This is a genomic window from Stenotrophomonas sp. CFBP 13718, assembly GCF_014842145.1.
GTDB lineage: Bacteria > Pseudomonadota > Gammaproteobacteria > Xanthomonadales > Xanthomonadaceae > Stenotrophomonas.
Genome location: NZ_JACYVC010000014.1, coordinates 14,705 through 41,578, shown reverse-complemented (window position 1 = coordinate 41,578; position 26,874 = coordinate 14,705). Strand labels below are relative to the sequence as shown.

Genomic DNA, 26,874 nt, shown 5'->3' with positions numbered 1-26,874 from the left:
TATTCCTCGACGTATCAGTTACGGAACGGGAACTTGAACGCTGCCAGCAGCGCCTTCGCTTCCGCATCGGTCTTCGCCGTGGTGGTGATGGCGATATCCATACCGCGGATCGCATCGACAGCGTCGAAATCGATTTCCGGGAAGATGATCTGTTCCTTCACACCCATGTTGAAGTTGCCGCGACCGTCAAAGGAACGACCGGACACACCACGGAAGTCGCGCACGCGCGGCAGCGAGATGTTGATCAGGCGGTCCATGAACTCGTACATCTTTTCACGGCGCAGCGTGGTCTTGCAGCCGATCGGCCAACCATCGCGGATCTTGAAGGACGCAACCGACACACGCGACTTGGTGATGACCGGCTTCTGGCCGGCAATCTTGGTCATGTCGCCGACGGCGTTTTCCAGGATCTTCTTGTTGGTCGCTGCTTCACCGACACCCATGTTCAGGGTGACTTTGACCAGCTTCGGCACTTCCATCGGATTCTTGTAGCCGAACTGCTTCATCAGCGCCGGGACTACTTCTTCCTTGTAAAACTTTTCGAGACGGGTATTCATCAGCGCATCCTCAGGCGTCGAGCGCCTCACCGCTGGAGCGGAACACACGCAGTTTGCGTCCATCCTCCAGCACCTTGAAGCCAACGCGCTCGCCCTTGCCCGTTGCCGGGTTGACGACGTTTACGTTGGAGATATGGATCGACGCTTCACGCTCGACCACGCCGCCGGCAACGCCTGCCTGCGGATTCGGCTTGGTGTGGCGCTTGACGATGTTCACGTTGGCGACGACCACACGGTCGCCGTCCACGCGGACGATTTCGCCCTGCTTACCCTTGTCCTTGCCAGCGGTGACGACAACCTGGTCGCCCTTCTTGATACGGTTAGCCATGATTATCTCCTGTCGCTCACAGCACTTCGGGAGCGAGCGAGACGATCTTCATGAACTTCTCCGAACGAAGTTCACGCGTCACCGGTCCGAAGATACGGGTGCCGATCGGCTCCTGCTTGTTGTTCAGCAGTACGGCAGCATTGCCGTCGAAGCGGATCAACGAACCGTCCGGACGACGAACACCCTTGCGGGTACGGACAACAACGGCGTCGTAAACTTCGCCCTTCTTGACCTTGCCGCGCGGAATCGCGTCTTTGACGGTGACCTTGATGATGTCACCAATGTGCGCATAACGGCGCTTGGAACCACCAAGCACCTTGATGCACATCAGTTCCTTGGCACCGGAATTGTCCGCGGCGTCAAGGTAGCTCTGCATCTGGATCATGAGTCAGATCTCCTTATTCAGCCGCACGCGTGATGACTTCCACCACGCGCCAGTTCTTGGTCTTGGACATCGGAGCAATTTCGGTCACGCGCACGACATCGCCTTCGTTGCAGGCATTGTCGGCATCATGGGCGTGCAGCTTGGACGAGCGCTTGATGTACTTACCGTACAGCGGGTGCTTGACCTGGCGTTCCACCAGAATGGTGACCGTCTTGTCCATCTTGTTGCTGACGACACGGCCTTCGACCGTGCGCAGCGCTTTGTTTTCAGTGTTGTCGCTCATAGCGGCCATCCTTACTTGGTGCTGCCGAGCAGGGTCTTCGTGCGAGCAATCTCGCGACGGACCCGGCGGATATCGTGAGTCTTCGGCAGCTGGCCGGTGACCTGCTGCATACGGACAGAGAACTGTTCCTTACGCAGGTCGATCAGGTGGGCCTTCAGTTCGTCAGCCGACTTTTCACGGAGTTGTTTGAGGTCCATCAGCGCACCGTCCGGGTTACGAAAGTGGTGGTGACCGAGAGCTTGGCGGCAGCCAGGCGGAATGCCTCGCGTGCCACGTCTTCGGTAACACCCTCGATTTCATAGATCATGCGGCCGGGCTGGATCTGGGCCACCCAGTATTCCACGTTGCCCTTACCCGAACCCATTCGAACTTCGATGGGCTTCTTGGTGATGGGCTTGTCGGGGAACACACGGATCCACATCTTGCCACCGCGCTTGACGTAGCGGCTGATCGAGCGGCGGGCCGCTTCGATCTGACGCGCGGTCAGCTGACCGTGGGCGGTTGCCTTCAGGCCGTACTCGCCGAAGCTGACAGCGTTTGCGCTCCAGCTCAGGCCGTCGTTACGCCCCTTGTGTACCTTGCGGTATTTGGTTCGCTTGGGTTGCAACATTGTCGTTACCTCGCTTCACGAGCCGGGCGCTGACGGTCACCGCGGTCGCCGCGATCGTTACGATCGTTGCGCGGGGAGTCGTCCTGCTTTTCCTGGCCAACCTGGGAGAAATCGAAGACCTCGCCCTTGTAGATCCAGACCTTGATGCCGATGATGCCGTACGTCGTCTTGGCTTCAGCGAAGCCGTAGTCGATGTCGGCACGCAGCGTGTGCAGCGGCACGCGGCCTTCGCGGTACCACTCCGAGCGGGCGATTTCTGCACCGTTCAAGCGGCCACCGACGTTGACCTTGATGCCCAGGGCACCGAGGCGCATCGCGTTGCCGACCGAGCGCTTCATTGCACGGCGGAACATGATGCGACGCTCAAGCTGCTGCGCGATGGACTCGGCAACCAGCTGTGCGTCCAGCTCGGGCTTGCGCACTTCAGTGACGTTGATGTGCGCCGGGACGCCCATCATCTCGCTCACTTCCTTGCGCAGCTTCTCGATGTCCTCACCACGCTTGCCGATCACCACGCCCGGACGGGCGGTGTGGATCGTCACGCGGGCGGTCTTGGCCGGACGCTCGATGAGGATCTTGCTGATGCCGGCCTGCGCAAGCTTCTTGCGCAGCATTTCCCGCACCTTCAGGTCGGCCGCCAGATAACCAGCGAACTCGCCCTTGTTGGCGTACCACTTGGAGTTCCAATCCTTGGAAATACCGAGGCGGATACCAATCGGATGAACTTTATGACCCATGGTCTTTTCCTTTCCGCTTACTTGCCGGCGCCCACAACCACAGTGATGTGGCTGGTGCGCTTGAGGATGCGGGTACCGCGGCCTTTCGCCCGCGCCATGAAACGCTTCAGGGTCGGACCTTCATCTACCATGATGGTCTGGACCTTCAGCTCGTCGACGTCAGCGCCCTGGTTGTTCTCGGCATTTGCAATAGCCGACTCCACCACCTTCTTGATCAGGTGTGCAGCCTTCTTGTCCGAGAACTTCAGCAGGTTGACCGCACGCTCGGCCGGCAGGCCGCGCACCTGGTCAGCGACCAGGCGGGCTTTCTGCGCAGAGATGCGCGCGGAGCGCAAAATGGCTTTCGCTTCCATTGTCATCTCTCCTTACTTGCCGGACTTCTTGTCACCACCGTGACCCTTGAAGGTCCGGGTGATGGCAAATTCGCCAAGCTTGTGGCCGACCATGTTCTCGTTGATGAGAACCGGGATGTGGTTTTTGCCGTTATGCACGGCAATGGTGACGCCTACCATGTCAGGCAGGATCATCGAACGACGCGACCAGGTCTTGATCGGACGCTTGCTACCCGCAGCGGCTGCCACCTTGACAACAAGGTGGTGATCGACAAACGGGCCCTTCTTGAGTGAACGTGCCATGGTCGATTAGCCCCTACGATCGCGGACGATGAACTGCTGAGTGCGCTTGTTATGGCGCGTCTTGTAACCCTTGGTCGGAACACCCCACGGGGTGACCGGATGCGGATTACCCTGGCCGGCCTTCGCCTCACCACCGCCGTGCGGATGGTCAACCGGGTTCATGGCTGCACCACGAACGGTCGGGCGGACACCGCGCCAGCGCTTGGCGCCAGCCTTGCCCAGCTTTTCCAGATTGTGCTCGTCGTTACCGACTTCACCGATGGTGGCGCGGCACTCGACCGGCACCTTGCGCATTTCACCCGAGCGCAGGCGCAGGGTGGCGTAGATGCCTTCACGAGCGACGAGCTGCACGGCGGCGCCGGCGGCACGAGCGATCTGTGCACCCTTGCCCGGCTTCAGTTCGATGCCGTGGATGGTGGTACCGACCGGGATGTTGCGCAGCGGCAGCGTGTTGCCTGCCTTGATCGGCGCATCCGAGCCTGCAATCACCTGGTCACCGGCCTTCAGGCCCTTCGGTGCGATGATGTAGCGACGCTCACCGTCGACGTAGCACAGCAGGGCGATATGGGCAGTGCGGTTCGGATCGTATTCGATGCGTTCCACGCGTGCCGGAATGCCTTCCTTGTTGCGCTTGAAGTCGATGACGCGGTAGTGCTGCTTGTGACCACCACCAACGTGGCGGACCGTGATGCGGCCGTGGTGGTTACGACCACCCGACTTGCTCAACGGCTCCAGCAACGGTGCGTGCGGTGCGCCCTTGTGCAGATCGGGAGTAACCACGCGCACGGCCGAACGACGGCCGGGGGAAGTGGGTTTGAATTTCATCAATGGCATGGGATGGACCTCAGGCCTTGGCCGTTACATCGATGGACTGGCCATCGGCCAGGCGCACGTACGCCTTGCGCCAATCGCCACGGCGGCCAGCGCGGTTACGGAAGGACTTGTTCTTGCCCTTGACGTTCAGCACGTTGACGGCCTCGACCTTGACGTCGAACAGCTGCTCTACCGCGGCCTTTACATCGGCCTTGGTGGCTTCGTTCGAAATCTCGAAGACATACTGGTTGGAAAGTTCCTGCAGGCGCGCGGTCTTTTCAGAGACTCGCGGAGCGCGCAGCACGCTGAAGATTTTCTCGTTGCTGCTCATGCCAGCCACTCCTCGACCTTCTTGACCGCATCAGCGGTAATGATGACCGTATCGGCACCGACCAGCGACACCGGGTCCAGACCCTGCACGTCACGCACTTCCACGTAGGGAATGTTGCGCGCCGACAGGTACAGGTGCTCGGAGGCTTCTTCAGTGACGATCAGCGGGCGCTTGCCCACTTCCAGGCCGGCCAGCTTGGCGATCAACGACTTCGTGTTGGTCGCTTCGACATCGAAGGCCTCCACGATCGTCAAACGGCCCTGACGGTTCAGCTCGGACAGGATCGCGCACATGGCGGCACGGTACTGCTTACGGTTGACCTTCTGCTCGAAGCTACGCGGCTTGGCCGCGAAGGTGACACCACCGCCGATGAAGATCGGAGCCGTCAGCGCGCCATGACGCGCACCGCCGCCCTTCTGCTTCTTCGACTTCTTCGTGGTACCAGCCACTTCAGAACGCGTTTTCTGCGCCTTGGTACCTGCGCGACCGGCGTTGCGATAAGCGACGACAACCTGGTGGACCAGATCACCGCAGAAATCGCGACCGAACACGGCATCGGAGACCGAGACCTTGTTATTGCTACCCGTGATAACGAGTTCCATCGTCATCTCTCCTTATGCCTTGCTCGCCGGACGGACGATCACGTCGCCACCCGCCGCGCCAGGAACGGCGCCGCGAACCGCGATCAGACCGCGCTCGACGTCGACCTTGACAACTTCCAGATTCAGGGTGCTCTGCTGCACGGAACCCATGTGACCGGACATCTTCTTGCCCGGAAACACGCGACCCGGCGTCTGGCGCTGGCCCAGTGAACCCGGCGCGCGATGCGACAGCGAGTTACCGTGGGTAGCGTCACCCATGCGGAAGTTGTAGCGCTTGATGGTGCCCTGGAAGCCCTTGCCCTTGGTGACACCCTGGACGTCGACGATCTGGCCGACTTCAAAGATGTCCGCCTTGACTTCGCCGCCAACGGCGAAATCGCCGAGCTGCGCGTCTTCAACGCGGAATTCCCACAGGCCACGGCCCGCTTCCACTTTCGCCTTGGCGAAGTGGCCGGCTTCCGGCTTGTTGACCAGGGCAGCGCGACGCGCGCCGACGGTCACCTGCACGGCGCTGTAGCCGTCAGCTTCGACGGTCTTGATCTGCGCGATGCGGTTCGGGGAGGCTTCAATCAGGGTCACCGGGATGGACTGGCCATCTTCAGTGAAAACGCGGCTCATGCCAGCCTTGCGGCCCACGAAGCCCAACGAATATTTCTTCGTCATGGTCGTAGTCCTCAGGTCAGCTTGATCTGAACGTCGACGCCGGCAGCCAGTTCGAGCTTCATCAGCGCGTCCACGGTCTTGTCGTTCGGATCAACGATATCGAGCACGCGCTTGTGCGTGCGGGTCTCGTACTGGTCACGCGCGTCTTTGTCGACGTGCGGGGAGACGAGGATGGTGTAGCGTTCAATCTTGGTCGGCAGCGGGATCGGGCCACGCACTTGCGCGCCGGTCCGCTTTGCCGTTTCTACGATCTCGCTGGCCGAACGGTCGATCAAACGATGATCGAACGCCTTCAGCCGGATACGGATCTTTTGGTCCGCCATGACGGTGGTTCCTTCGTTAAAAGAGCGACGAGCCAGGCCTCTGGGTTGCCTAGCCCCGTGAATATCCTGAATACAGACGGCCCGCACTCCTGCAGGCCGACAAGGTCAATCCATTAACCTCAAAAACGTAGGCAGGTCGGTTTCCCGGCCTGCCCAGACGTAGAAGCATAGCGCACATACAAAAAGCCTGTCAACACAGTGTGTTGACAAAGCCTGAATGGCGCGACCGATCCTGGTCCGGGGAACACGAAACACGTCCTGTGTTTCTTTTCCCTTTTAAAAGCGCCCCGATGCCCTACCCAGGCAACATCGGGGCGCAAAGTCTAACAGATTACTTGATGATCTTCGACACCACGCCGGCACCGACGGTACGGCCGCCTTCGCGGATCGCGAAACGCAGGCCTTCGTCCATTGCCACCGGGTTGATCAGGGTGACAACCATCTTCACGTTGTCGCCCGGCATCACCATCTCGACACCTTCCGGCAGCTTGGCAGCACCGGTGATGTCCGTGGTACGGAAGTAGAACTGCGGACGGTAGCCGTTGAAGAACGGGGTGTGACGGCCGCCCTCATCCTTCGACAGCACGTACACTTCGCCTTCGAACTCGGTGTGCGGCTTGATCGAACCCGGCTTGCAGAGGACCTGGCCACGCTCGACGTCGTCACGCTTGGTGCCGCGCAGCAGCAGACCGGCGTTGTCGCCTGCCTGACCCTGGTCGAGCAGCTTGCGGAACATTTCCACGCCGGTCACGGTGGTCTTGACGGTGTCGCGGATACCGACGATTTCGATTTCTTCGCCGACCTTGATCACGCCGCGCTCGATACGACCGGTCACCACGGTGCCGCGGCCCGAGATCGAGAACACGTCTTCCACCGGCATCAGGAACGGCTTGTCGACAGCGCGCTCCGGCATCGGGATCCAGGTGTCCAGCGCCTCGACCAGCTTGATGACAGCCGGCACACCGATGTCGCTCTGGTCGCCTTCCAGCGCCAGACGCGCCGAACCGGCGATGATCGGGGTGTCGTCGCCCGGGAAGTCGTACTTGCTCAGCAGCTCGCGCACTTCCATTTCCACCAGCTCAAGCAGCTCGGCGTCATCGACCATGTCTGCCTTGTTCAGGAAGACGACGATGTACGGCACGCCGACCTGACGCGACAGCAGGATGTGCTCGCGGGTCTGCGGCATCGGGCCGTCAGCAGCGGAACAGACCAGGATCGCGCCGTCCATCTGCGCTGCACCGGTGATCATGTTCTTGACGTAGTCAGCATGGCCCGGGCAATCGACGTGGGCGTAGTGACGGTTCGGGGATTCATATTCGACGTGTGCGGTCGAAATCGTGATGCCACGCGCCTTTTCTTCCGGCGCGGCGTCGATCGAGGAATAATCCTTGAACTCGCCACCGAAGCGCTCGGCACCGATCTTGGTCAGTGCGGCGGTCAGCGTGGTCTTGCCGTGGTCGACGTGACCGATGGTGCCGACGTTGACGTGCGGCTTGGTGCGCTCGAACTTACCCTTGGCCATGGCTGCTTATCTCGAATTCGTCTTGGGGTGATGCTTAAGATGGTGCTCACGAAAGGAATCGAACCTTCGACCTCTTCCTTACCAAGGAAGTGCTCTACCGACTGAGCTACGTGAGCGAGTTTTGCATTATGGCATGAACCGAAATATCTTCAAAGTTCTAAACATTCAATGGAGCGGGAGACGGGAATCGAACCCGCACAATCAGCTTGGAAGGCTGAAGTTCTACCATTGAACTACTCCCGCACCGGGAATTGCCACAACGTGAAACTACGTGAAACTGGTGGAGGGAGGTGGATTCGAACCACCGAAGGCGTAAGCCAGCAGATTTACAGTCTGCCCCCGTTGGCCGCTTGGGTATCCCTCCTTACCACCCCATGCCGTGGCGCCGAAGCGTTGCGGTGTGTGGTGGTGAGCCCGCAATTCTGCTGATCCGCCGCAGGTCTGTCAACACGTTTTTTCTTTTTTTTCACATGCTGTCGCAAACCCGTTGATACGCAAGGTTATCGGCCGGGGACCTCGAGTGGCTCGTCGGCGAAGATCGCAACATGCGGCACACCGTCGGCGCCTATCCAGCCCCGATACATGCCCTGGGTGTTGAAGGGCAACCCGATCTGCCCGTCTGCGGTCAGGACGATGGCGCCCCCGTCACCGCCCATGGCAGGGATCATTTCATTGATGACCTCGCGCCCGGCCTGGGCGGCCGGGGTGCCTGACAGACGCACGCGTGCGCAGATTTCATGCGCTGCCGCGGTGCGCAGGTAGAACTCACCCCAGCCGGTGCTGGATACCGCACAGCGCGCGTCGGCCCAGGTGCCAGCACCGATGACCGGCGAATCGCCCACGCGCCCGTAGCGCTTGTTGGTCATGCCGCCCGTCGACGTGCCGGCCGCCAGCCTGCCCTGCGCATCCAGCGCGAGCGCGCCGACCGTGCCGAAATGCCGGGCGGTCTCCAGATCGGCATGCGCCGTGCCCGCTCGCTCTTCCTGCAAGGCCCGCTGCAGCTGCTGCCAGCGCTTGTCCGTGCGGAAGTACGACGGATCAACCAGCGTGACACCCTGCTCGGCAGCGAAGGCTTCAGCGCCCTGACCTACCATCATCACGTGCGCAGAGTGCTCCATCACCGCCTGCGCCAGCAGGATCGGGTTGCGCACCCGCTGCACGCCGGCGACGGCACCGGCACGCTGGGTCGCGCCGTCCATCAACGATGCATCCAGCTCGTTGCGACCGTCATGGGTAAAGACCGCGCCACGCCCCGCATTGAAGGTGGGGTCGTCCTCGAGCACGGTGATGGCGCGGGTGACCGCGGCCAGTGCCGGGCGTCCGGCAGCGAGCTCGGCATGCCCCGCGCGCAAGGCGGCCGTCAGCGCCTGACGGGCGGCACGCTCTTCTGCTGCGGACAGATCCTTGCGCTGCACCCCGGCCCCGCCGTGGATCACCAGCAACGGATCGGACATCACAGCCGGCGCCTCCCCCGGTTCGCCGGGCGTGGCGGCGGCCGCAACGGCAGCAAGGCTCAGCGACAACAGCACGGCGGCACAGCACAGGCGCAACGTCATCCAGCATCTCCCACAGGTCGGTAACGACCACGCTGCGCGCGCGCGGCTCGCTTGGCAAGCACCCCGCCGAGCGCGCCGCGCTTTTCAGCCGGAGTCGATGGAGCCCACCGGATCGCTGCCCTAGCGTCGGGCGCTGCGGCCGATCACGCGCCGCCGCACCCCACCCCTGCGCCACCCCGCAAGCGAGATCCCATGAATCTTCCCACCCTGCCCCGTGCGGCCACCCCGGCGCGTGCGCGCCGCCCTCTCTGCCCTACCCTGCTCAACCTGGCGATGGCCGCCGCGCTGCCCGCCGCTGCGGCGGACTACAGCGGCCCGATCACCGTGGATGGCGGGGAGGCACGGCACTTCGAAGACGACCGTATCGTGCAGGACCGCGCCGGTACGGCGTTAAGCGTGCGCGGTACCGGCAGCGAGGTCAGCGTGGTCGATTCCACCCTTGCGCTGGGCGCCGCCGCGACCACCGCACAAGCCGTGCAGGCCAGCGCCGGCGGCCGCGCCAGCCTGGGCCGCAGCACCCTGGAACTCTCCCCCGGCAGCACCGCCGCTGCGCTGCTGGCCACCGATACCGGCAGCCGGATCGACGGCAGTGACCTGCAGCTGCACGGTGGCGGACGCCTGGAAGCGCACGACAACGCCGTGCTGACGCTGGTCGACAGCCGGTTCGACGCCAGCGGCAGCAATCCGCGCATCGGCGGGCTACGTGCGACGACGGGCGCCCAGGTGCTGCTGCGGAACGTGGACTACCTCAACGGCTTTCTGGACGTAGCCAGCGGCGCGCAGGTCGAGGCCGACAACGTCACCCTTACCGGCACCATCGGCAGCGCGCGCCTGCTGGGGAATGCGGCGACCGGCGACTACGCGGCGCTGCACATCGTGGGCGGCCTGTACGACTCCAGCGGCGATATCGGCTTCAACATCAACAGTGGCGGCCGCCTGCTGGCCGAAGGCACCCGCATCCGCAGCGCCCCGGGCACGGGCAGCGCGGCCATCTGGCTCTCCAGCGACAGTTCCGACCTGCAGTTGCGCGGCAGCCAGCTCGACGTCTTCGGCGAGGGCCGGTACGCCGTGGAGCTGTTCGGCGGCAACGCGCTGCTGATTGACGACGTGATCAACGTCCACGGTGATCGCGGCCAGGGGCTGCGCGCGACCGGCTCCACCGGCAGCACCCGTACGCGCCTGCAGGCCAGCGGCAGCCGCATCGAGCTGCAGGGCAACGACGCCACCGGGGTGTTCGTTGGCGGCGGCGCCACGCGCGCATCGCTGCAGGACGTGCGCATCGACAGCGATGGGCTGCGGGCTTCCGGCGTGGTGCAGGTGAACACCGCCACCCTGGACCTGGCGAAAGGCCTGCACATCGACCTGCGTGGCGCGCAGTCCATCGGCTGGCGCTCGTACCTGACGGCCGACGGCGACTACTGGAATCGCGCCCTGCTGCAGGACGGCACGTTGCGCACACCGGCCGGCACCGCCTTCTGGCTGCAGGGCGGAAACCACGAGCTGCAACTGCACGGCATGCAGGTGAATGAAGCGGCCCCGGCGGGCGCGCTGCTGCGTGTCGGCGACACCGTGTTCAACGATGGCTCACGCATCGCGGCAGGCACGGTGCAGGTCGCGGCCCTCGACAGCATCCTGAGCGGTGATATCACCGTGGAAAGCCCCACGGCCGCCGTGGATATCAGCCTGGCCGGTGCAAGCCTGTGGCGCGGCGCCTTGCGCGAGGTCGAGGGACTGCATGCGCGCTCGATGCACGTAGCGGCGGGCAGCCACTGGACCGTCACGGGAGACTCGGCCGTGGAGACGCTGGACCATGCGGGCACGATCGCCTTCATCGCGCCCGCCGCGCAGCCGTTTGCGCAGCTGACCGTGCATGGCGACTACGCGGGGCACGGCGGACTGCTCGTGCTCAACACGCGGCTGGAAGGTGACGATGCCCCCAGCAATCTGCTGCACATCGAAGGCGACAGCAGCGGTAGTACCCGCCTGCAGGTGGAGAATGCCGGCGGCGGCGGCGCGGCGACGGTTGAGGGCCTGCGCGTGGTGCAGGTGGACGGCACTTCGGGCGCAGCCTTCGCACTGGAAGGACGCGCGGTGGCTGGCGCGTACGAATATTTCCTGCACCAGGGCAGCGCCGCCGCACCGGGCGACGGCGACTGGTACCTGCGCTCGCAGCTGCCGTCGGACCCGGTGAATCCCTGCGAGCAGGATCCTGCTGCGCCGGGATGTACGCCGGTGACGCCGCCGATCACGCCGCCCGTGACTGTCCCGCCCGTGACACCGATCACGCCGCCGGTGATTCCGCCGACCGTCTCCCCGCTCGTACAGCGGCCGGAGGTGGGCGCCTGGCTGGCCAACCAGGCGGCGGCACTGCATCTGTTCGACATGACCCTGCACCAGCGCAGCGGCGACCCCTCGCTGCCCGCAGCGCAGGACGGCATCACGGCGTGGTTGCGCATGCCCAGCGAAAACGCGCGCATGGACGTCACCGACCAGCTGCAGGGTCGACGCCAGCAGCACGTGGTGCAGGCAGGTGCGGACCTGCTGCACTGGGGCCACGGCAGCCACGGAGTGGCCGGGGTGATGGCCGGCAGCGGGCGTGTCGATCAGCAGGTGATGTCCACGCGCACCGGCTACAGCGCGGACGGACGGATCGATGGCCGCAGCGTGGGCGTGTATGCCAGCTGGCTGCAGGAAGCGCGCTACATCGACACCTGGCTGCAGCACGCCGACTTCCGCGGCAGTGTGCAGGGCGAGGCACTGGCACGCGAGCATTACCGCGCCCGCAGTACCAGCGCGTCAGTGGAAGTGGGCCAAAGCCTGGCGGTGTTCCAGTCCGGCGCGCACGCGCTTTATCTGCAGCCGCAGGTGCAGGTGACGTGGAACAGCTGGGCCATGACCGGCGGCACGCACATCGAGCGGAACGGCACCCGGGTCAGTGTCGCCGATGCCGGCGGCCTGCAGACGCGGGTCGGCCTGCGCCTGCATGGCCGTCCGCTGCCCGATGCCAGCGCGGGGGTGCAGCCGTTCCTCACCGTCGACTGGATCACGCGTCACGGCGCAGGCAATGCAATGCGCTTCGACGATGCGAGGGTGTCCGGCGGCGATCCACGCACGCTGTACCAGGTGCGTGCCGGCGTGCAGGCGCAGCTGAGCGAACGGGTAGCCGCATGGGGCGAACTCGACGTCGCGCGCGGCGCATCGAACTTCCGCCAGTACGGGGCACTGATCGGCATCCGGTATGGATTCTGACACCCCGCATGTTCTCCACACCCACGCGGGAAACCCGTGGGGGTTAGATGTGGACAAGTAGGTGTGAGCTCGGCGTGGCAAGCGTTTCCAGCACTGGCTGTTTTTTCGCCACTGAAGATCGCCTGCGCGCTGCGGTTTTCCACATGTCGCGTGGAAAGCGATGGGGGTTACGTGTGGACAACTCACCGTAAGCCTGTCGCCGCAGGCATCTCCGGGCGTGGTGATTTTTTGTCCAGATACAACAACGCCCCGCAGGACGGGGCGTTGCAGGTTCGACGCGGTGACGACCCTCGGTCGTCACCCATCGCGATCAGACGTTGAAGCGGAAATGCAGGATGTCGCCTTCCTGCACACGGTATTCCTTGCCTTCCAGACGCAGACGACCGGCTTCCTTCGAACCCGCTTCACCCTTGTACTTGATGAAGTCGTCATAGGCGATGGTTTCAGCGCGGATGAAGCCCTTCTCGAAGTCGGTATGGATCACGGCGGCCGCCTGCGGCGCGGTCGCGCCCTTGCGTACGGTCCAGGCACGCACTTCCTTGACGCCTGCGGTGAAGTAGGTCTGCAGGCCGAGCAACTGGTAGGCCGCGTTGATCACGCGATTCAGGCCCGGCTCGCTCAGGCCCAGGTCGGCCAGGAAGGTATCGCGATCGTCATCGTCGAGCTGCGACAGTTCTTCTTCGATGGCCGCCGACACCGGCACCACCTTCGCACCCTCTTCAGCCGCGCGCGCGCGCACGGCATCCAGGTGCGGGTTGTTTTCGAACCCGTCTTCAAGCACGTTGGCGATGTACATCACCGGCTTGAGGGTCAGCAGGAACAGATCGCGCACCAGCGCCTTCTCTTCCTCGTCCAGGCCCGCCGCACGGCCGGCCTTGCCGTCGGCCAGCGCCGCCTGCAGCTTGGCCAGCACCGGCTTGCGTGCCGCCGCTTCCTTGTCGCCGCCCTTGGCCGAACGCTCGGCCCGGTTCAGCGCCTTTTCAACGCTGTCCAGATCGGCGAGGGCCAGCTCGGTATCGATGGTGTCGATATCCGAAAGCGGATCCACCTTGTTGTTGACGTGGATCACGTCAGCGTTTTCGAAGCAGCGCACCACGTGGGTGATCGCATCCACTTCGCGGATATGCGCCAGGAACTTGTTGCCCAGGCCTTCGCCACTGGCCGCACCGGCAACCAGGCCGGCGATATCGACAAACTCGACCGCGGTCGGGATGACCTTCTGCGGGTTGATGATGGCCGCCAGTTCGTTCAAGCGCGGATCCGGCACCGGCACGATGCCCACGTTGGGCTCGATCGTGCAGAACGGGAAATTGGCCGCGGCGATACCTGCCTTGGTGAGCGCATTGAACAGCGTCGACTTGCCCACGTTGGGCAGGCCGACGATTCCGCATTTGATACCCATGTTCGACAACCTTTGGGGTGAAAGTGATTGGCGAAAGAGCGCACGCGCTGTTTGGCTAATCATTCTCTTCGTACGGCCGCCGAGCATGGCTCGGCGCTACCTACATCTGCCGGGCATGGCTAGGCGCTACCTACATCTGCCGGGCATGGCCCGGCGCTACCTACCGCTGCCGCGAGGGTCCGCGGATTACTTCGGGGTGTGCAGACGCTTCATCGCTTCGCTGAAATCGCCCTGCACCGCCAGCGGCAGCACATCGATCGCCTCGTCGATGGCACGTGCGATCAGGATGTCGTCATCCTTCGACGCCCGTCCCAGCACCCACGGCACTACCCGATCCTTGTGGCCTGGATGGCCAATACCCACACGCAGCCGGTGGAACTGGCCGTGGCCGAGCAGGCGGATGGTATCGCGCAGGCCGTTCTGCCCGCCGTGGCCGCCGTCGAACTTCAGCCGTGCCGCACCCGGCGGCAAGTCCAGCTCGTCGTGCGCCAACAGGGTTTCTTCCGGCTCGATCTTCCAGAACCGCTGCGCTGCGGTCACCGATTTGCCACTGAGGTTCATGAAGGTGGCCGGCTTCAGCAGCCAGACCGGCTGGCCCGCTATATCGACCTTGGCGGTCTCGCCGAACAGCTTGCTGTCCACGCTCCAGCGCGCACCTGCTTTTTCCGCAAGGGCCTCAACAAAATGAAACCCAGCATTGTGCCGGGTCCGGGCGTGCTCTGGTCCGGGGTTGCCGAGACCAACGATCAGTCGCAATCCTGCCATTGTTTCTTCCAGATGCTGCCCGTGCCTCACGCACCGGCAGGTACGGCGCCTGCCCCCGAAGGGACAGGCGCCGCGAAGGCATTACTCGGCAGCCGGTGCTTCTTCGGCGGCGTCGGCAGCGTCTTCCTTGCCGTGCTTGGCGGTGACCACGGCATCGTCGTGATCCTTGCCCAGCGCCAGCGCCGGCAGCTCAACGCCCTTCGGCAGCTTGAGGTCGGACAGGTGGATCACGCCACCGGCTTCCAGGGCGCCCAGGTCGACTTCGATCGACTCCGGCAGGTCCTTCGGCAGGCAACTGACGGTCACTTCCTTCACTTCGTGGGTGACCACGATGTCCGACGCCTTGCCGGCCGGCGAGGTGTCTTCGTTGATGAAGTGCAGCGGCACGGCAGCGGTCAGCACTTCATTCTCGTTCACGCGCAGGAAATCGAGATGCAGGATCAGCTGCTTGAAGGGATGGCGCTGCATGTCACGCAGCAGCACGCGCTCGACCTTGCCATCGAGGTTCAGGTCCAGGATGGACGAGTAGAACCAATCGTTGTACTGGGCCAGCCAGATTTCGTTGTGGTCAAGGCTGATAGCGACCGGATCGGCGCTGCCGCCGTACACGATCGCCGGGATCACGCCAGCGTGACGCAGGCGGCGGCTCGCACCCTTGCGCTGCAGTTCACGCTTGGTGACCTTGATTTCATGGGTCTTCGACATTTTCTACTACCTGTTGGATGCCCTGCCGGGTGGCGGGGCGGATGAAGGTACTTCCGCGACCAGAAGTACCCTTGGAGGTCCCCGCCGTCGCCGGCAGGAACAAAAAAAATCAGTCCACGTACAACGAGCTGACCGACTCACCGAAGGCGATGCGACGCATCGTCTCGGCCAGCATTTCCGCCACGCTCAGCTGGCGGATCTTGCTGCACACCCGCGCGGCGTCCTTCAGCGGGATGGTGTCGGTCACCACCAGCTCATCGAGCTGGGAGTTGTTGATGTTGTCGACCGCCGGGCCGGACAGCACCGCGTGGGTGCAGTACGCGGCGACCTTGAGCGCACCGCGCGCCTTCAGGGCAGCGGCAGCGGCGCACAGGGTGCCGGCGGTATCGACGATGTCATCGACCATCACGCAGGTCTTGCCTTCGACGTCACCGATGATGTTCATCACGGTGGACACGTTGGCACGCGGCCGGCGCTTGTCGATGATCGCCAGGTCGGCATCATCCAGGCGCTTGGCCACGGCGCGCGCGCGCACCACACCGCCCACGTCCGGAGACACCACGATCAGGTTCTCGGTGCCGTACGCGCGCCAGATATCGGCGAGCAGCAGCGGCGAGGCATACACATTGTCCACCGGGATGTCGAAGAAACCCTGGATCTGGTCGGCGTGGAGATCCACGGTCAACACACGATCCGCACCGGCCGTACTGAACATCTTTGCCGCCAGCTTGGCGGTGATCGGCACGCGCGACGAGCGCATGCGGCGATCCTGCCGCGAGTAACCGAAATACGGCACCACGGCGGTGACGCTGGCCACCGATGCACGCTTCAGCGCGTCGATCAGCACCAGCAGCTCCATCAGGTTCTCAGCGCTGGGCGCGCTGGTCGGCTGGATCACGAACACGTCCTGCTTGCGGACGTTTTCCTCGATCTCGACCTGGACTTCACCGTCGGAGAAATGCGAGACCAGTGCCTTGCCGGGACGTACCCCCAGCTCCTTGCAGATGCTCTGCGCGAGGGGTTTGTTGGCGTTGCCGGAGAAGACCAGCAGGTTGGGCGACGCTTGCATCATGATTGTCTCGAGCGGGGGCGAGTGACGGAGATCGGGTGACTGCAGGCACCCGGAGGCCCCTGCAGCTGATATCACCGCGACGGTTTCCACGTCCCGCGCAGACGCATGCGCTGGTTGGCGCGGACACAGCCGCAAGTGGCAGGGGCGGGAGGATTCGAACCTCCGAATGCCAGGATCAAAACCTGGTGCCTTGGGCCTCTTGGCGACGCCCCTGCATCAAATGAATCAGTTACGCTCGAGTGCATCCAGCAGCGGTGAACGGGCTACCCCTTCCACCACCCACGCCCGCAACTCCTCAGGCAGCTCCGCCTTCGCAGCCATCGCAGCAGGCTGCGATGGAAACTCGACGAAGCACCCGCCCCCCGACCCTGTAAGACGCGCCAGACCAATGTCGCTCAACGCAGCAAGCGCGGCCTCTACGGCAGGCTCACGGCGGCGCAGCACCGGTTCAAACGCATTGCCGGACAGGGATCCGGAAACGAAGTCCTCTATTTTCGCTATTGCGCTGTCCCGCGTCAAATCCGGATCAGCGAAAAGTGCCGGCGTCGGCACGTGCACTCCCGGATCAACGATCACATACCACGCAGGAGCAAGCTCCAGCGGCCGCAGGAGCTCGCCGATTCCTTCAGCCCATGCCGTGTGGCCGCGCACGAATACCGGAACATCTGCGCCAAGACGCAGCCCCAGCGCGGCCAGCGCATCGTCATCCAGGCCGGTTCGCCAGAGAACGTTGAGCACCTTCAACACCGTGGCGGCATCAGAAGACCCGCCGCCGAAACCACCACCCGCCGGTATCGCCTTTTCAACGACGATGTCCGCACCTTGGGCGCTGTTCGTCACGTTTTGAAGCAGCATGGCCGCACGCACCGCGAGATCATCCGCCTCGGCCACACCGGGCAGCGCGTCGCCTTCACGCCGGATGACCCCGTCATCCCGCAGCCGTATGCCGATCCGGTCACCCCAGTCCAGCAGGCGGAACACCGTCTGCAGCGCGTGATAACCATCGGGACGACGGCCGACGATGTTCAGGAACAGATTCAGCTTCGCCGGCGCGGGCCACCAGGACCAGCCAGCCGCGTCAACACGGTGCGCCATCATGGTCCCGGCGTGCCCCACTGATCGATCACCAGTTTGACTTTGGCATCCCCATTGGTGGCCTCGATCCGGCGTGGCAGCACCTGCTGACCGCCTTCGCCTGAGTGCCAGTCGAGATACTCCACGACCCACCCCGCCTGCTGCAGCCGGCGCGGACGACCCTCGGCATCGCGCTGCAGCCCGTTTTCATCGGTGCCCTGCAGCACCAGGCCACGTGTCCAGTCCGGCAGCTGGTTGACCGGAATCTCCCAGCCGGTAGCGTCCTGCACTACCTGCGCCGCGTCCGCCCCCTCTCGGGGACCGCCATCGAGCCCCTCGAGCCGCCCACCGCCCTGCAGCGTGTTGCCCTGCAGCCGCCAGCTCTGGCGGGTCACCGGCGCGCTGAGCTGCACCTGGTAGTCCGCACCCTGCTGCGACCAGTCGATCCGCCCGCTGCCGCCGTTCTTGCCCTTGCTGACCGCTACACGGCCCTGGAAGGTCCAGTCCGGCTGCGCGCGCAGCGCCTGCACCCGTGCGGCTTCGGCCCGCTCGGCAGCGGGCGGGACGGTGTAGGCCACATCCGGGACAGGCGTCTTCTGGTTGCCCACCGAGGTGCAGGCTGCCAGCGCGAGCGACAGCGCGGCCAGCAACAGCGGACGCAAAAAAGCAGGCTTCATGGGCTGAACTTCTCGCGGGCGCGCTGCAGCGCGCGGTTGTCGGGGTCCAGCTTGGCGGCTTCATCGAAGTAACGCCTTGCCTCGTCCTGGCGACCCAGCACCCACAGCACTTCACCCAGGTGTGCGGCAATTTCCGCGTCCTTGGCCAAGGCGTAGGCGCGGCGCAGCTGGACGGCGGCCTCTTCGTTGCGACCCAGGCGATACAGCACCCAGCCATGACTGTCGACGATGGCCGGATTGTCCGGATCGGCGACGCGCGCCCGGTCGATCAGTTCAAGCGCCTCCTGATAGCGGTGGGTGCGGTCGGCGAGGGTGTAGCCCAGTGCGTTCAGGGCAGCCACGTTTTCCGGCTCGGTGACCAGCACCTTGCGCAGGTCGGCCTCGGCGCGCGGGATGTCATCGCGACGCTCCCAGGCCAGGGCGCGCGCATACAACAGTGCGTTTTCGTCCGGGTAGGCGGCCAGGCCGCGGCCCAGCGCGTCCAGCTCACCGGCCTCATCACCCGCACGCAGGCGCAGCTCGGCCTCCAGCAGGTACGCGTCACGTCGGGCCTCTTCGGCGAGCACGGCATCGGATTGCACCGCGCGCACTTCTTCCAGTGCCTTGGCCTGGTTGCCCAGCAGCCCCTGCGCATTGGCGGCACGCAGGCGTGCCTCGCTCAACTCGTCGCCACCCGGCACGCTGTGGTACCAGTCAACGGCTTCCTGGTAACGCTTGAGGTACTCGGCGATCTTGCCCAGCAGCAGACGCTGCGCGGGATCCGGCTTGCTGGCCGCGCGTGACAGCTCGGCATACAGCGCGGCAAGCGCGGTGGCATCCTCCTGTTTGGCCAGCAGCGAGGCACGCATGCCGTAGGTCTGCGTGTCCTGTGGCCCGGCGGACAGCACCCGTTCGGCGGCCATCGGCTGATTCATCGCGTCGTAGGCGATAGCCACCGCATTGCGCAGGTCCGGGGTGGCGCGGGCAGCCGGTTCCAGCGCCTGCAGCACACTCATTGCTTCAGCGGTCTTGCCGGCCTGCTGCAGCTGGCTGACGCGCAGCAGCGCCACGCGGGGGTCGTCGGGGAAGCGGCGCACGACCTGATCGACCATGCGCTGGGCCAGGTCAGGTTTTTCCATGCGCATGGCCACCCGCCCGAACTCCTGCCAGACCTCGATCCGGTTGGGGATGGCATCGGCGGCAACCAGCGCTTCCAGTACCTGCGCCGGCACGGTCGGTTCGCGCCCACCGCCAACCAGTGCGGCCAGTGTCAGGCGCCAGCCTTCGTCGCCCGGCGTGGCCAGCAGCGCCTTGAGTTCGGCCACGGCCTGCTCCGGCCGGTTCTGCCGCATGGCCAACGCCGCCGCGGCGCTGCGCATGGTCAAGGAGGTCGGCGCGCGCTGCTGCCACAGGGCCAGTGCCTGCCCGGCGCGTGCGTCGTCGTTGGCCAGCATGGCAATGCGGGTGGCCCGTTCGGCCAACCCGGCATCGCCCTCGCTGGCCTGCGCGGCCTGCAGGTACTGCGCGGCCGAATCACCCAGTTTGCCTGCCTGCAGGGCGAATTCGCCCACCAGTGCAGGCTCCAGCGACGGCTCCTGGGCCGCCTCGGCCCGGTCCAGCACACGTGAGGTGGAAGGGGCTGCCAGGGTCGGTCCAGCCATCAGGCTGAGCAGCAGAACACTGGAGATGCGAATCAATGCGGGCATCGATGGCATTGGGGCCTTAAAATGTGTGCCTATGGCCAGCAGCTTATCGCAAGCAACTGAACAATGACCCTGTGGGTGCTCGGACTGAATCATCAGACCGCACCGGTGGATCTGCGCGAACGCGCAGCCTTCGCCGGTGAGGCGCTGCCGCGCGCGTTGCTTTCCCTCCGCGCCACCCCGCAGATCGCCGAAGCGGTGCTGCTGTCCACCTGCAACCGCACCGAACTGTACGCCGTCGCCGAATCGGAAACCGCGCTGAACCAGTGGCTGCACGACCAGGCCGGCGATCTGCAGGGCTATCTGTACCAGCACGCCGACGCGGAGGCCGTACGCCATCTGTTCCGTGTCGCCACCGGGCTCGACTCGATGGTGCTGGGGGAGCCGCAGATCCTCGGCCAGGTGAAAGAGGCGTGGACCGTGGCGCGCGAGCATGGCCTGCTCGGCCAGCGCCTGGACCGGCTGTTCCAGCAGACCTTCTCGGTCGCCAAGCGTGCGCGCACCGATACCCAAGTGGGCGCCAACCCGGTGTCTGTGGCATCGGCGGCAGTGCGCCTGGCACAGAACTCGTTTGCCCGGCTGGACGACTCCACCGTGCTGCTGGTGGGCGCCGGCGAAACCATCGAACTGGCGGCGCGCCACCTCAGTGACGGCAAGGTGCGGCGGCTGCTGATCGCCAACCGCACGCTGGCCCATGCACAGGATCTGGCGACCCGCCACGGCGGTGTCGCGCTGCCACTGGCCGAACTGGACCGGCACCTGGCCGAGGCCGACATCGTGTTCTCCGCCACCGCCGCACGCGAGCCGGTGATCCATCGCGCCACCGTGGCGGCGGCGCTGCGCGCGCGCCGGCACAAGCCGATGCTGTTGTTCGACCTGGCGGTGCCGCGCGATATCGAAGCGTCGGTCGCCACCCTGGACGATGCCTTCCTGTACACCGTCGACGATCTGGAGCGGGCGGTGGAAGACAACCGCCGCGGCCGTCGTGAAGCCGCTGCGGAGGCCGAGGCGATCATCGACCTGCAGGTGGCCCGCTTCATCGAAACCCAGCAGGCCGGTGCCCACCACGCGCCGCTGAAGCAGCTGCGGGCCTTCGGCGAAGCCACCCGCGCCGAGTTGCTGGAGCGGGCCCGCCAGCAGCTGGCGCACGGCAAGCCGGCCGACGAAGTGCTGGAATTGTTGGCGCATGGCCTGACCAACCGCCTGCTGCATCCACCCACGGCGGCGCTGCGCGCTGCTGCGCTGAGCGGTGATGCCGAACTCACCCGCGCTGCCGAGCGCCTGTTCCCGGCCGTGCCGGGATACCACCACCCGACTGTGAGACCTGATGACGCCGACCCTGCGCCGTAAGCTGGAAGCGCTGGCCGAGCGCCGCGAAGAACTCGAACGCCTGCTGTCCGATCCTGCGGTGGTCGCCGACAACAAGCGCTTCCGCGATCTTTCCCGCGAGTTCGCCCAGCTGGAGCCGGTCGCACTGGCCTTGGCCGATGAGAACCGCGCCAAGGCCGATCTCGCCACGGCCGAGGCCATGCGCGCGGATCCGGATCTGCGCGAGCTGGCGGATGAGGAAGTCGACGCCGCGCAGGCCCGCCTGCTGCAGCTGGAACAGGAACTGGCCCTGCTGCTGGTGCCGCGCGACGTGCGCGACGATGGCAACCTGTTCCTGGAAGTGCGCGCCGGCACCGGTGGCGACGAAGCGGCGATCTTCGCCGGCGATCTGTTCCGCATGTATGCACGCTACGCCGAGCGCCAAGGCTGGAAGGTCGAGGTGGAATCGGACAGTCCCGGCGAGCACGGCGGCTACAAGGAAGTCGTGGCGCGCGTGGTCGGCCGGGGAGCGTTCTCGCGCTTGAAGTTCGAATCGGGCACCCACCGCGTGCAGCGCGTGCCGGCGACCGAATCGCAGGGCCGCATCCATACCTCGGCAGCGACCGTCGCGATCATTCCCGAGGCCGACGAGATCGACGAGGTGCAGATCAATCCTGCCGACCTGCGGGTGGATACGTACCGCTCGTCCGGCGCAGGCGGCCAGCACGTCAACAAGACCGAGTCGGCCATCCGCATCACCCACATGCCAACCGGCGTGGTGGTGGAATGCCAGACCGAGCGCAGCCAGCACGCGAACCGGGACAAGGCGATGAAGCGCCTGAAGGCGCAGCTGCTCGACGCCGAGCGATCGCGCCAGGACGCCGCGCAGGCCGAATCGCGTCGGTTGCAGGTGGGCAGCGGCGACCGCAGCCAGCGCATCCGTACCTACAACTTCCCGCAGGGACGCATCACCGACCACCGGGTTGAAGGGCTGACCCTGTATGACCTGCCCAACGTGATGACCGGCGACATGGATGCGTTGCTGCAACGTCTGGCGCAGGAACACCAGGCCGACGCGCTGGCCCAGTTGTCCGCGACGGTCTGACCGATGCAGGCAGGCAGCCAGCGGCAGCAGTTGCAGCAGGCGGTGCGCCGCCAACCAACCGATTTCATCGCCTGGGTGATGCTGGCCGATGCCGAGCTGGAAGCGGGCGACCTGGCGGCAGGCGAGCGCGCTGCACGGCAGGCCCTGCAGCTGCGTCCGGGTCATCCTGAAGCGCTGGCACGGCTGGGACGCGTGGCGTGGATGGCCGGCGCCCATGCCGATGCGGCGCGCCTGCTGGGCGAAGCCTCGGCCCGTGCGCCGCAGCACCCCGGTATTGCCCTGTGGCTCGGCCACGCCCTTGAAGATGCGGACGATGCCGAAGGCGCTGCCGCCGCGTATCGCCGCGCCCACGCTCTGCAACCGGACGAACCGTACATCGCCGCGCAGAGGCTGGCCTGGCAGCGCCGCCTGTGTGACTGGCAGGACCTCGACGTGTTGTCGCGCCAGGTGCGCGAGGCGGTGGCGCGCGGGCACGGCGCGGTTGAACCTTTTGCCTTCCTCAGCGAAGACGCCAGCGCGACCGAGCAACTGGCCTGCGCGCGCCTGCGCGCGGCGCATGTCGGCGCTGCCGTGCGCCCGATGGCGCCGGCTGTGCCGAGGCAGCAGGGCCCGTTGCAGGTAGGCTTTCTGTCCAATGGGTTCGGTGCGCACCCGACCGGCCTGCTGACGGTGGCGCTGTTCGAGCAGTTGCGCGTCGATCCGTCGCTGCAGGTGCATCTGTTCGCCCTCAACCGCGACGATGGCAGCCCGATCCGTCGTCGGCTGGCGACGGCGACTGAACTGCACGACGTTGCGGGCATGCGCCATGCCGATATCGCCGCGCGCATCCGGGCAGCGGGCATCGACGTGCTGTTCGACCTGCGCGGCTGGGGCGGCGGCGGCACGCCGGAAGTGCTGGCGATGCGCCCTGCGCCCCTGCAGGTGAACTGGCTGGCGTTCCCGGGCACGTCCGGCGCCCCTTGGATGGACGTGGTGCTGGCCGACGAATTCGTGCTGCCAGCGACGATGGAAGCTGACTTCAGCGAGCGCGTACTGCGCCTGCCACGGGCGTTCCAGCCATCGGACACGACCCGCGCGCTGGCGCCGCCCCCCTCGCGCAGTGCGTGTGGCCTGCCGCCGGACGGCGTGGTGTTCTGCTGTTTCAACAACAGTTACAAGCTCAATCCACGCAGCATGGCGCGTGCCTTCCGCATACTGCATGCGGTGCCGGGCAGCGTGTTGTGGCTGCTGTCCGGGCCCGGCGAGGCCGACGCGCGGCTGCGTGCGGCAGCCCATGCGCAGGGCCTGGATCCGACGCGCCTGGTGTTCATGCCGAAGCTGCCGCACGCGCAGTACCTGGCCCGATTCGCACTGGCCGACCTGTTCCTGGACACCCACCCGTACAACGCGCACACCACCGCCTCCGATGCGCTGTGGGCGGGTTGCCCGGTGCTGACCTGCCCCGGCGATACGTTCGCCGCACGCGTGGCCGGCAGCCTCAACCACCACCTTGGACTGCCCGGCATGAATGTGGCGGACGATGATGCCTTCATCCGCGTGGCAAGCCACCTGGGTAACGATCCCATGGCCTTGGCCGCGGTGCGCGCGGAACTTGCAGCCGCCCGTGCGTCCAGCGGCCTCTTCGACATGGCCGGGTTCGCCGCGGACTTTGCAATCTTCGTCCGCGGGCTCGCCACTGACCACGGCTGGCAGGGTCCGCACGCGGCCTGAACCGGCACGCGCGCAGAATACGGTTTCCCTCTACTGCGGAGCCGCCGATGGCGAAGCTCAAGCGCAAGGCGTACAACGCCCTGCTGGAACCGATGCAACTGGAACTGGCGACGATGGCCCGCTGGGTCCAGGTGACCGGGCAGCGCGTCCTGGTGCTGTTCGAAGGCCGCGATACAGCGGGCAAGGGCGGCGCCATCCAGGCGATCAGCGAACATCTCAACCCGCGCCAATGCCGGGTCGTTGCTTTGCCGAAGCCAACCGACCGCGAAGCCACGCAGTGGTATTTCCAGCGCTACACCAGCCATCTGCCTGCGGCGGGTGAGATCGTGCTGATGGACCGCAGCTGGTACAACCGCGCTGGCGTCGAGCACGTGATGGGCTATTGCAGCGACGCGCAATACCGGCAGTTCCTGCAACAGGCACCGGTGTTCGAGCAACTGCTGGTGGACGATGGCATCGTACTGTTCAAGTACTGGCTGGCCGTCGACCAGGCACAGCAGGAGGAGCGCTTCGCCGAGCGTCACCTCGACCCCCTGAAGGGCTGGAAACTGTCGCCGGTGGACCTGCAGTCACGCGACAAGTACGAGGCCTACACCCAAGCCCGTGAGGCCATGCTGCAGGCCACCCATCGCACGCACGCGCCGTGGACACTGGTGGATTTCAACGACCAGCGCGCGGGTCGGCTGACCCTGGTGCGCGACCTGCTGGACCGCCTGCCCGACACCCACCTCGATGAGGCCCTGCCCGACCTGCCAGCCTTGCACGGCAAACTGCATCGCGAGCACTACGGCGAGTTGAAGCCGATCCCGCCGGTGGTCTGAACCGCGATGCGGTCAGGGCCCTTCCTCGTGAAGGGACCTGACCCCGGGCGTCCCGGATGTCAGGACTTGCCGGCGATGCGCGCTTCGATATCCGCGGCGGTGACCGGGCCCACGAAGGAGTGCGCCAGCTTGCCCTGCGGATCGATCAGGTGGGTCAGCGGCAGGCCACGCGGCGTGGCGAAGTCGGCCGGCGGGGCGTACGGATCGACAATGGCGATCGGATAGGTCACCGGTCGTGTCTTCAGGAAGGCCTGCATGTCGGCCGGCTCGATCTCTTCGTACGCCAGGCCCACGACCTCGATCTGGCTGCGCATCGCATGCAGCGCGGACAGCTCCGGCATTTCCTTGCGGCAAGGCGCGCACCAGGTCGCCCAGAAGTTGACGACCACCCACTTGCCGCGGTGCGCGGCCAGGTCGTAGTCCGCTCCGTCGATGGTCTTTACCTTCAGCGTGGGGAACTCGGCGGTGACCCGTTCGGCTGGCGCAGCCCCGTCCCCTTCACCCAGCGCCGCGTCCGGATCGGGCGGCGTGGCGGATGTTTCCTGCGCGGTCGGCGCAGACGCGGCAGGCGCTGCATCGGATGCCGGCTCGGCGGCGGGCTTGCAGGCGCCCAGCAGCAGCGCGGCGCAGGCCACGACCAGTACGTTTACTTTCATCGGGTCTCTCCGGGGGGATAGATGTCGCTGACGCGGCGTTTGAGTTTCTCACGCAGCGGCAGTCGCAGTTCGTCCAACGCGGCCATCGCCGCCTTGCCCAGGCTGTCCTGGCGGTAGGGCAGCAGCTGCTCGGACACGGGAATGCGCAGCTGGGTGGATTCGTACAGATCAGAAAGGGTCAACTGATCAAGGTCGCGGGCCAGCATCCAGTTTCCGTTCTCGGCGCGGGTGACCAGCTCGATGCGCTCCATGTCGCACAACAGCTGGTGCAGCAGCGAGTCGGTCATCATCGGCTCGTGCTGCAGGATGTCATCGTCGGCCAACCCGCGCCCGTGCGAACGCGCCTGCTGGAAGCGGCCCAACAGGCGCAGCAACGCATAGAACTCATACCCCTGCGGCAAGCGCATCTCGGCTGGCTGGTAGCGGAAGGCGGCCATCGACGAGGCCAGCGACGCACCCAGCAGCACGGCGACCCAGCACAGGTAGATCCACAACAACAGGATGGGCACGAAGGCCACGGTGCCATACAGCTTCTGATAGGACTGGAAACTGCCGAGATAGGCGCCAATGCCCCACTTCACTATTTCCAGCAGCACCGCCGCGAGGATCGCACCGGGCACGGCATGGCGCCATTTGACCGTGTGGTGCGGCACGACCCGGTAGACCAGCGTGATACAGACGAATTCGATCAACACCGGGGCCAGGGTCAGCGACAGATCGGCCAGCCAACGCCCCTCCTGCGTGCCGAACAGGGGCAGTGCGAACACCCGCGCCGAGACCGCCAGCGATGCGGCGGCCAGCATGGCGCCCAGGGTCAGCACGGTCCAATAGACGAGGAACCGCGTCAGCTTCGGCCGCGTTGAGCCCACCCGCCAGATCTGGTTGAAGGTTTCTTCCACACTGTTGAGGGTGATCAACAGTGAAATGACCAGCGCGATGAAGCCGGCCGCGGTCAGCTGTCCGGCACTGGCGCTGAATTGGCGCAGGTAGCCTTCCGCCGCACGTGCCGCACTGGGCACGAAGTTGGAAAACACATAGTCACTGAGCTGATCGCTCCAGCGGTCAAAGACCGGGAACGCCGACAGCACGCCGAACACGACGATGGCCAAGGGCACCAGCGCGAACACCGTCGTGTAGGCCAGCGCAGCGGCGGCCTGGAACAGGCGGTCATCGAGGAAGCGACGCCACAGGAAGCGACCGAAGCTTGCAGCACGCGGACGGTCGCGAACGCGTTCCATCCACAGGTTGAGCGTATTCAAGGGTTCCATCGGCGCAAGGGTACCCGATGCAGGATGGGCGCAGG

General features: G+C 65.3%; 30 protein-coding genes and 4 tRNA genes. 5 read left to right on the top strand and 29 right to left on the bottom strand.

The window, feature by feature from the left end:
- Nucleotides 1–14 precede the first annotated feature (14 nt).
- From rplE to IFT58_RS17185, 19 genes are all read right to left on the bottom strand, one after another.
- Entirely contained in the window at nt 15–557 is a 543-nt protein-coding gene (gene rplE, locus IFT58_RS17275; RefSeq protein WP_188324948.1) for a 50S ribosomal protein L5, read from the bottom strand.
- Between the two features lie 10 nt (nt 558–567).
- Nucleotides 568–885 carry a 50S ribosomal protein L24 gene (gene rplX / locus IFT58_RS17270; RefSeq protein WP_188324949.1) on the bottom strand — a complete coding sequence of 106 codons (318 nt, stop codon included), beginning with the start codon at nt 883–885 and terminating at the stop codon, nt 568–570.
- Between the two features lie 16 nt (nt 886–901).
- The gene (gene rplN / locus IFT58_RS17265; protein WP_042614221.1) at nt 902–1,270 is read right to left on the bottom strand and encodes a 50S ribosomal protein L14; all 369 of its coding nucleotides are present in this window, start codon (nt 1,268–1,270) and stop codon (nt 902–904) included.
- A gap of 13 nt (nt 1,271–1,283) precedes the next feature.
- Entirely contained in the window at nt 1,284–1,553 is a 270-nt protein-coding gene (rpsQ, locus tag IFT58_RS17260; protein ID WP_188324950.1) for a 30S ribosomal protein S17, read from the bottom strand.
- An 11-nt stretch (nt 1,554–1,564) separates the two neighbouring features.
- Complete coding sequence (rpmC, locus tag IFT58_RS17255) at nt 1,565–1,750, bottom strand: 50S ribosomal protein L29 (protein WP_101098576.1); 186 nt, start codon at nt 1,748–1,750, stop codon at nt 1,565–1,567.
- The gene (gene rplP / locus IFT58_RS17250) at nt 1,750–2,163 is read right to left on the bottom strand and encodes a 50S ribosomal protein L16 (protein ID WP_042614224.1); all 414 of its coding nucleotides are present in this window, start codon (nt 2,161–2,163) and stop codon (nt 1,750–1,752) included. Before rplP ends, rpmC begins: the two co-directional genes overlap by 1 nt.
- Nucleotides 2,164–2,168: 5 nt before the next feature.
- A complete protein-coding gene (gene rpsC / locus IFT58_RS17245) occupies nt 2,169–2,900 on the bottom strand; it encodes a 30S ribosomal protein S3 (protein WP_038690288.1) in 732 nt (243 codons plus the stop codon).
- A 17-nt stretch (nt 2,901–2,917) separates the two neighbouring features.
- Nucleotides 2,918–3,253: a 50S ribosomal protein L22 gene (gene rplV / locus IFT58_RS17240; protein ID WP_017355410.1), complete on the bottom strand. Its 336-nt coding sequence runs from the start codon at nt 3,251–3,253 to the stop codon at nt 2,918–2,920.
- Between the two features lie 12 nt (nt 3,254–3,265).
- Nucleotides 3,266–3,535, bottom strand: a complete 270-nt coding sequence (gene rpsS, locus IFT58_RS17235; RefSeq protein ID WP_188324951.1) for a 30S ribosomal protein S19 — start codon at nt 3,533–3,535, stop codon at nt 3,266–3,268.
- A 6-nt stretch (nt 3,536–3,541) separates the two neighbouring features.
- Entirely contained in the window at nt 3,542–4,369 is an 828-nt protein-coding gene (gene rplB, locus IFT58_RS17230) for a 50S ribosomal protein L2 (RefSeq protein WP_188324952.1), read from the bottom strand.
- A gap of 10 nt (nt 4,370–4,379) precedes the next feature.
- Nucleotides 4,380–4,679: a 50S ribosomal protein L23 gene (rplW, locus tag IFT58_RS17225; protein ID WP_042614228.1), complete on the bottom strand. Its 300-nt coding sequence runs from the start codon at nt 4,677–4,679 to the stop codon at nt 4,380–4,382.
- Nucleotides 4,676–5,281, bottom strand: a complete 606-nt coding sequence (gene rplD / locus IFT58_RS17220) for a 50S ribosomal protein L4 (protein WP_188324953.1) — start codon at nt 5,279–5,281, stop codon at nt 4,676–4,678. The genes rplW and rplD overlap by 4 nt, the downstream gene beginning before the upstream one ends.
- A 12-nt stretch (nt 5,282–5,293) precedes the next feature.
- A complete protein-coding gene (gene rplC, locus IFT58_RS17215) occupies nt 5,294–5,944 on the bottom strand; it encodes a 50S ribosomal protein L3 (RefSeq protein ID WP_188324954.1) in 651 nt (216 codons plus the stop codon).
- Nucleotides 5,945–5,955: 11 nt separating this feature from the next.
- Nucleotides 5,956–6,267 carry a 30S ribosomal protein S10 gene (rpsJ, locus tag IFT58_RS17210; protein WP_010341589.1) on the bottom strand — a complete coding sequence of 104 codons (312 nt, stop codon included), beginning with the start codon at nt 6,265–6,267 and terminating at the stop codon, nt 5,956–5,958.
- A gap of 331 nt (nt 6,268–6,598) precedes the next feature.
- On the bottom strand, nt 6,599–7,789 hold the full coding sequence (tuf, locus tag IFT58_RS17205; protein ID WP_192080876.1) for an elongation factor Tu: 1,191 nt from the start codon (nt 7,787–7,789) through the stop codon (nt 6,599–6,601).
- A 40-nt stretch (nt 7,790–7,829) separates the two neighbouring features.
- A tRNA-Thr gene (locus IFT58_RS17200) sits at nt 7,830–7,905 on the bottom strand.
- A gap of 53 nt (nt 7,906–7,958) precedes the next feature.
- Nucleotides 7,959–8,032, bottom strand: a tRNA-Gly gene (locus IFT58_RS17195).
- 35 nt (nt 8,033–8,067) lie between these two features.
- A tRNA-Tyr gene (locus IFT58_RS17190) sits at nt 8,068–8,153 on the bottom strand.
- 136 nt (nt 8,154–8,289) lie between these two features.
- Nucleotides 8,290–9,345 carry an isoaspartyl peptidase/L-asparaginase gene (locus IFT58_RS17185; protein ID WP_192096298.1) on the bottom strand — a complete coding sequence of 352 codons (1,056 nt, stop codon included), beginning with the start codon at nt 9,343–9,345 and terminating at the stop codon, nt 8,290–8,292.
- Nucleotides 9,346–9,537: 192 nt separating this feature from the next.
- Here IFT58_RS17185 and IFT58_RS17180 point away from each other — a divergent pair, with 192 nt between their 5' ends.
- The gene (locus IFT58_RS17180; protein WP_192096296.1) at nt 9,538–12,594 is read left to right on the top strand and encodes an autotransporter outer membrane beta-barrel domain-containing protein; all 3,057 of its coding nucleotides are present in this window, start codon (nt 9,538–9,540) and stop codon (nt 12,592–12,594) included.
- Nucleotides 12,595–12,904: 310 nt separating this feature from the next.
- Here the strand turns inward: IFT58_RS17180 and ychF are convergent, their stop codons facing one another.
- From ychF to IFT58_RS17140, 8 genes are all read right to left on the bottom strand, one after another.
- On the bottom strand, nt 12,905–13,996 hold the full coding sequence (ychF, locus tag IFT58_RS17175) for a redox-regulated ATPase YchF (RefSeq protein WP_192080873.1): 1,092 nt from the start codon (nt 13,994–13,996) through the stop codon (nt 12,905–12,907).
- Between the two features lie 186 nt (nt 13,997–14,182).
- A complete protein-coding gene (pth, locus tag IFT58_RS17170; protein WP_192096294.1) occupies nt 14,183–14,761 on the bottom strand; it encodes an aminoacyl-tRNA hydrolase in 579 nt (192 codons plus the stop codon).
- An 81-nt stretch (nt 14,762–14,842) separates the two neighbouring features.
- Nucleotides 14,843–15,466 (bottom strand): 50S ribosomal protein L25/general stress protein Ctc, encoded by a 624-nt coding sequence (locus tag IFT58_RS17165; RefSeq protein WP_192080872.1) that lies wholly within the window; start codon nt 15,464–15,466, stop codon nt 14,843–14,845.
- Between the two features lie 109 nt (nt 15,467–15,575).
- Nucleotides 15,576–16,535 carry a ribose-phosphate diphosphokinase gene (locus tag IFT58_RS17160; protein ID WP_188327358.1) on the bottom strand — a complete coding sequence of 320 codons (960 nt, stop codon included), beginning with the start codon at nt 16,533–16,535 and terminating at the stop codon, nt 15,576–15,578.
- A 139-nt stretch (nt 16,536–16,674) separates the two neighbouring features.
- A tRNA-Gln gene (locus IFT58_RS17155) sits at nt 16,675–16,751 on the bottom strand.
- 12 nt (nt 16,752–16,763) lie between these two features.
- Nucleotides 16,764–17,633 carry a 4-(cytidine 5'-diphospho)-2-C-methyl-D-erythritol kinase gene (ispE, locus tag IFT58_RS17150; RefSeq protein WP_192081049.1) on the bottom strand — a complete coding sequence of 290 codons (870 nt, stop codon included), beginning with the start codon at nt 17,631–17,633 and terminating at the stop codon, nt 16,764–16,766.
- Nucleotides 17,633–18,289 carry a lipoprotein insertase outer membrane protein LolB gene (lolB, locus tag IFT58_RS17145; RefSeq protein ID WP_192080871.1) on the bottom strand — a complete coding sequence of 219 codons (657 nt, stop codon included), beginning with the start codon at nt 18,287–18,289 and terminating at the stop codon, nt 17,633–17,635. The genes ispE and lolB overlap by 1 nt, the downstream gene beginning before the upstream one ends.
- A complete protein-coding gene (locus tag IFT58_RS17140) occupies nt 18,286–19,974 on the bottom strand; it encodes a tetratricopeptide repeat protein (protein ID WP_192080870.1) in 1,689 nt (562 codons plus the stop codon). The genes lolB and IFT58_RS17140 overlap by 4 nt, the downstream gene beginning before the upstream one ends.
- 63 nt (nt 19,975–20,037) lie before the next feature.
- On the opposite strand from IFT58_RS17140, the gene hemA reads away from it, so the two are divergent.
- Genes hemA through ppk2 form a run of 4 tightly spaced genes read left to right on the top strand, consistent with a single transcriptional unit; the run spans nt 20,038 to nt 24,915 of the window.
- A complete protein-coding gene (gene hemA, locus IFT58_RS17135) occupies nt 20,038–21,321 on the top strand; it encodes a glutamyl-tRNA reductase (RefSeq protein ID WP_192080869.1) in 1,284 nt (427 codons plus the stop codon).
- Complete coding sequence (prfA, locus tag IFT58_RS17130; protein ID WP_192080868.1) at nt 21,299–22,384, top strand: peptide chain release factor 1; 1,086 nt, start codon at nt 21,299–21,301, stop codon at nt 22,382–22,384. Before hemA ends, prfA begins: the two co-directional genes overlap by 23 nt.
- Nucleotides 22,385–22,387: 3 nt before the next feature.
- A complete protein-coding gene (locus IFT58_RS17125) occupies nt 22,388–24,094 on the top strand; it encodes a tetratricopeptide repeat protein (protein ID WP_192096292.1) in 1,707 nt (568 codons plus the stop codon).
- Nucleotides 24,095–24,141: 47 nt separating this feature from the next.
- Nucleotides 24,142–24,915, top strand: a complete 774-nt coding sequence (ppk2, locus tag IFT58_RS17120; protein ID WP_192096290.1) for a polyphosphate kinase 2 — start codon at nt 24,142–24,144, stop codon at nt 24,913–24,915.
- Nucleotides 24,916–24,974: 59 nt separating this feature from the next.
- Here ppk2 and IFT58_RS17115 read toward each other — a convergent pair whose 3' ends face one another.
- On the bottom strand, nt 24,975–25,571 hold the full coding sequence (locus tag IFT58_RS17115; protein ID WP_192080866.1) for a TlpA disulfide reductase family protein: 597 nt from the start codon (nt 25,569–25,571) through the stop codon (nt 24,975–24,977).
- Complete coding sequence (locus tag IFT58_RS17110) at nt 25,568–26,839, bottom strand: YihY family inner membrane protein (RefSeq protein ID WP_188324979.1); 1,272 nt, start codon at nt 26,837–26,839, stop codon at nt 25,568–25,570. Before IFT58_RS17110 ends, IFT58_RS17115 begins: the two co-directional genes overlap by 4 nt.
- Between the last annotated feature and the right edge of the window lie 35 nt (nt 26,840–26,874).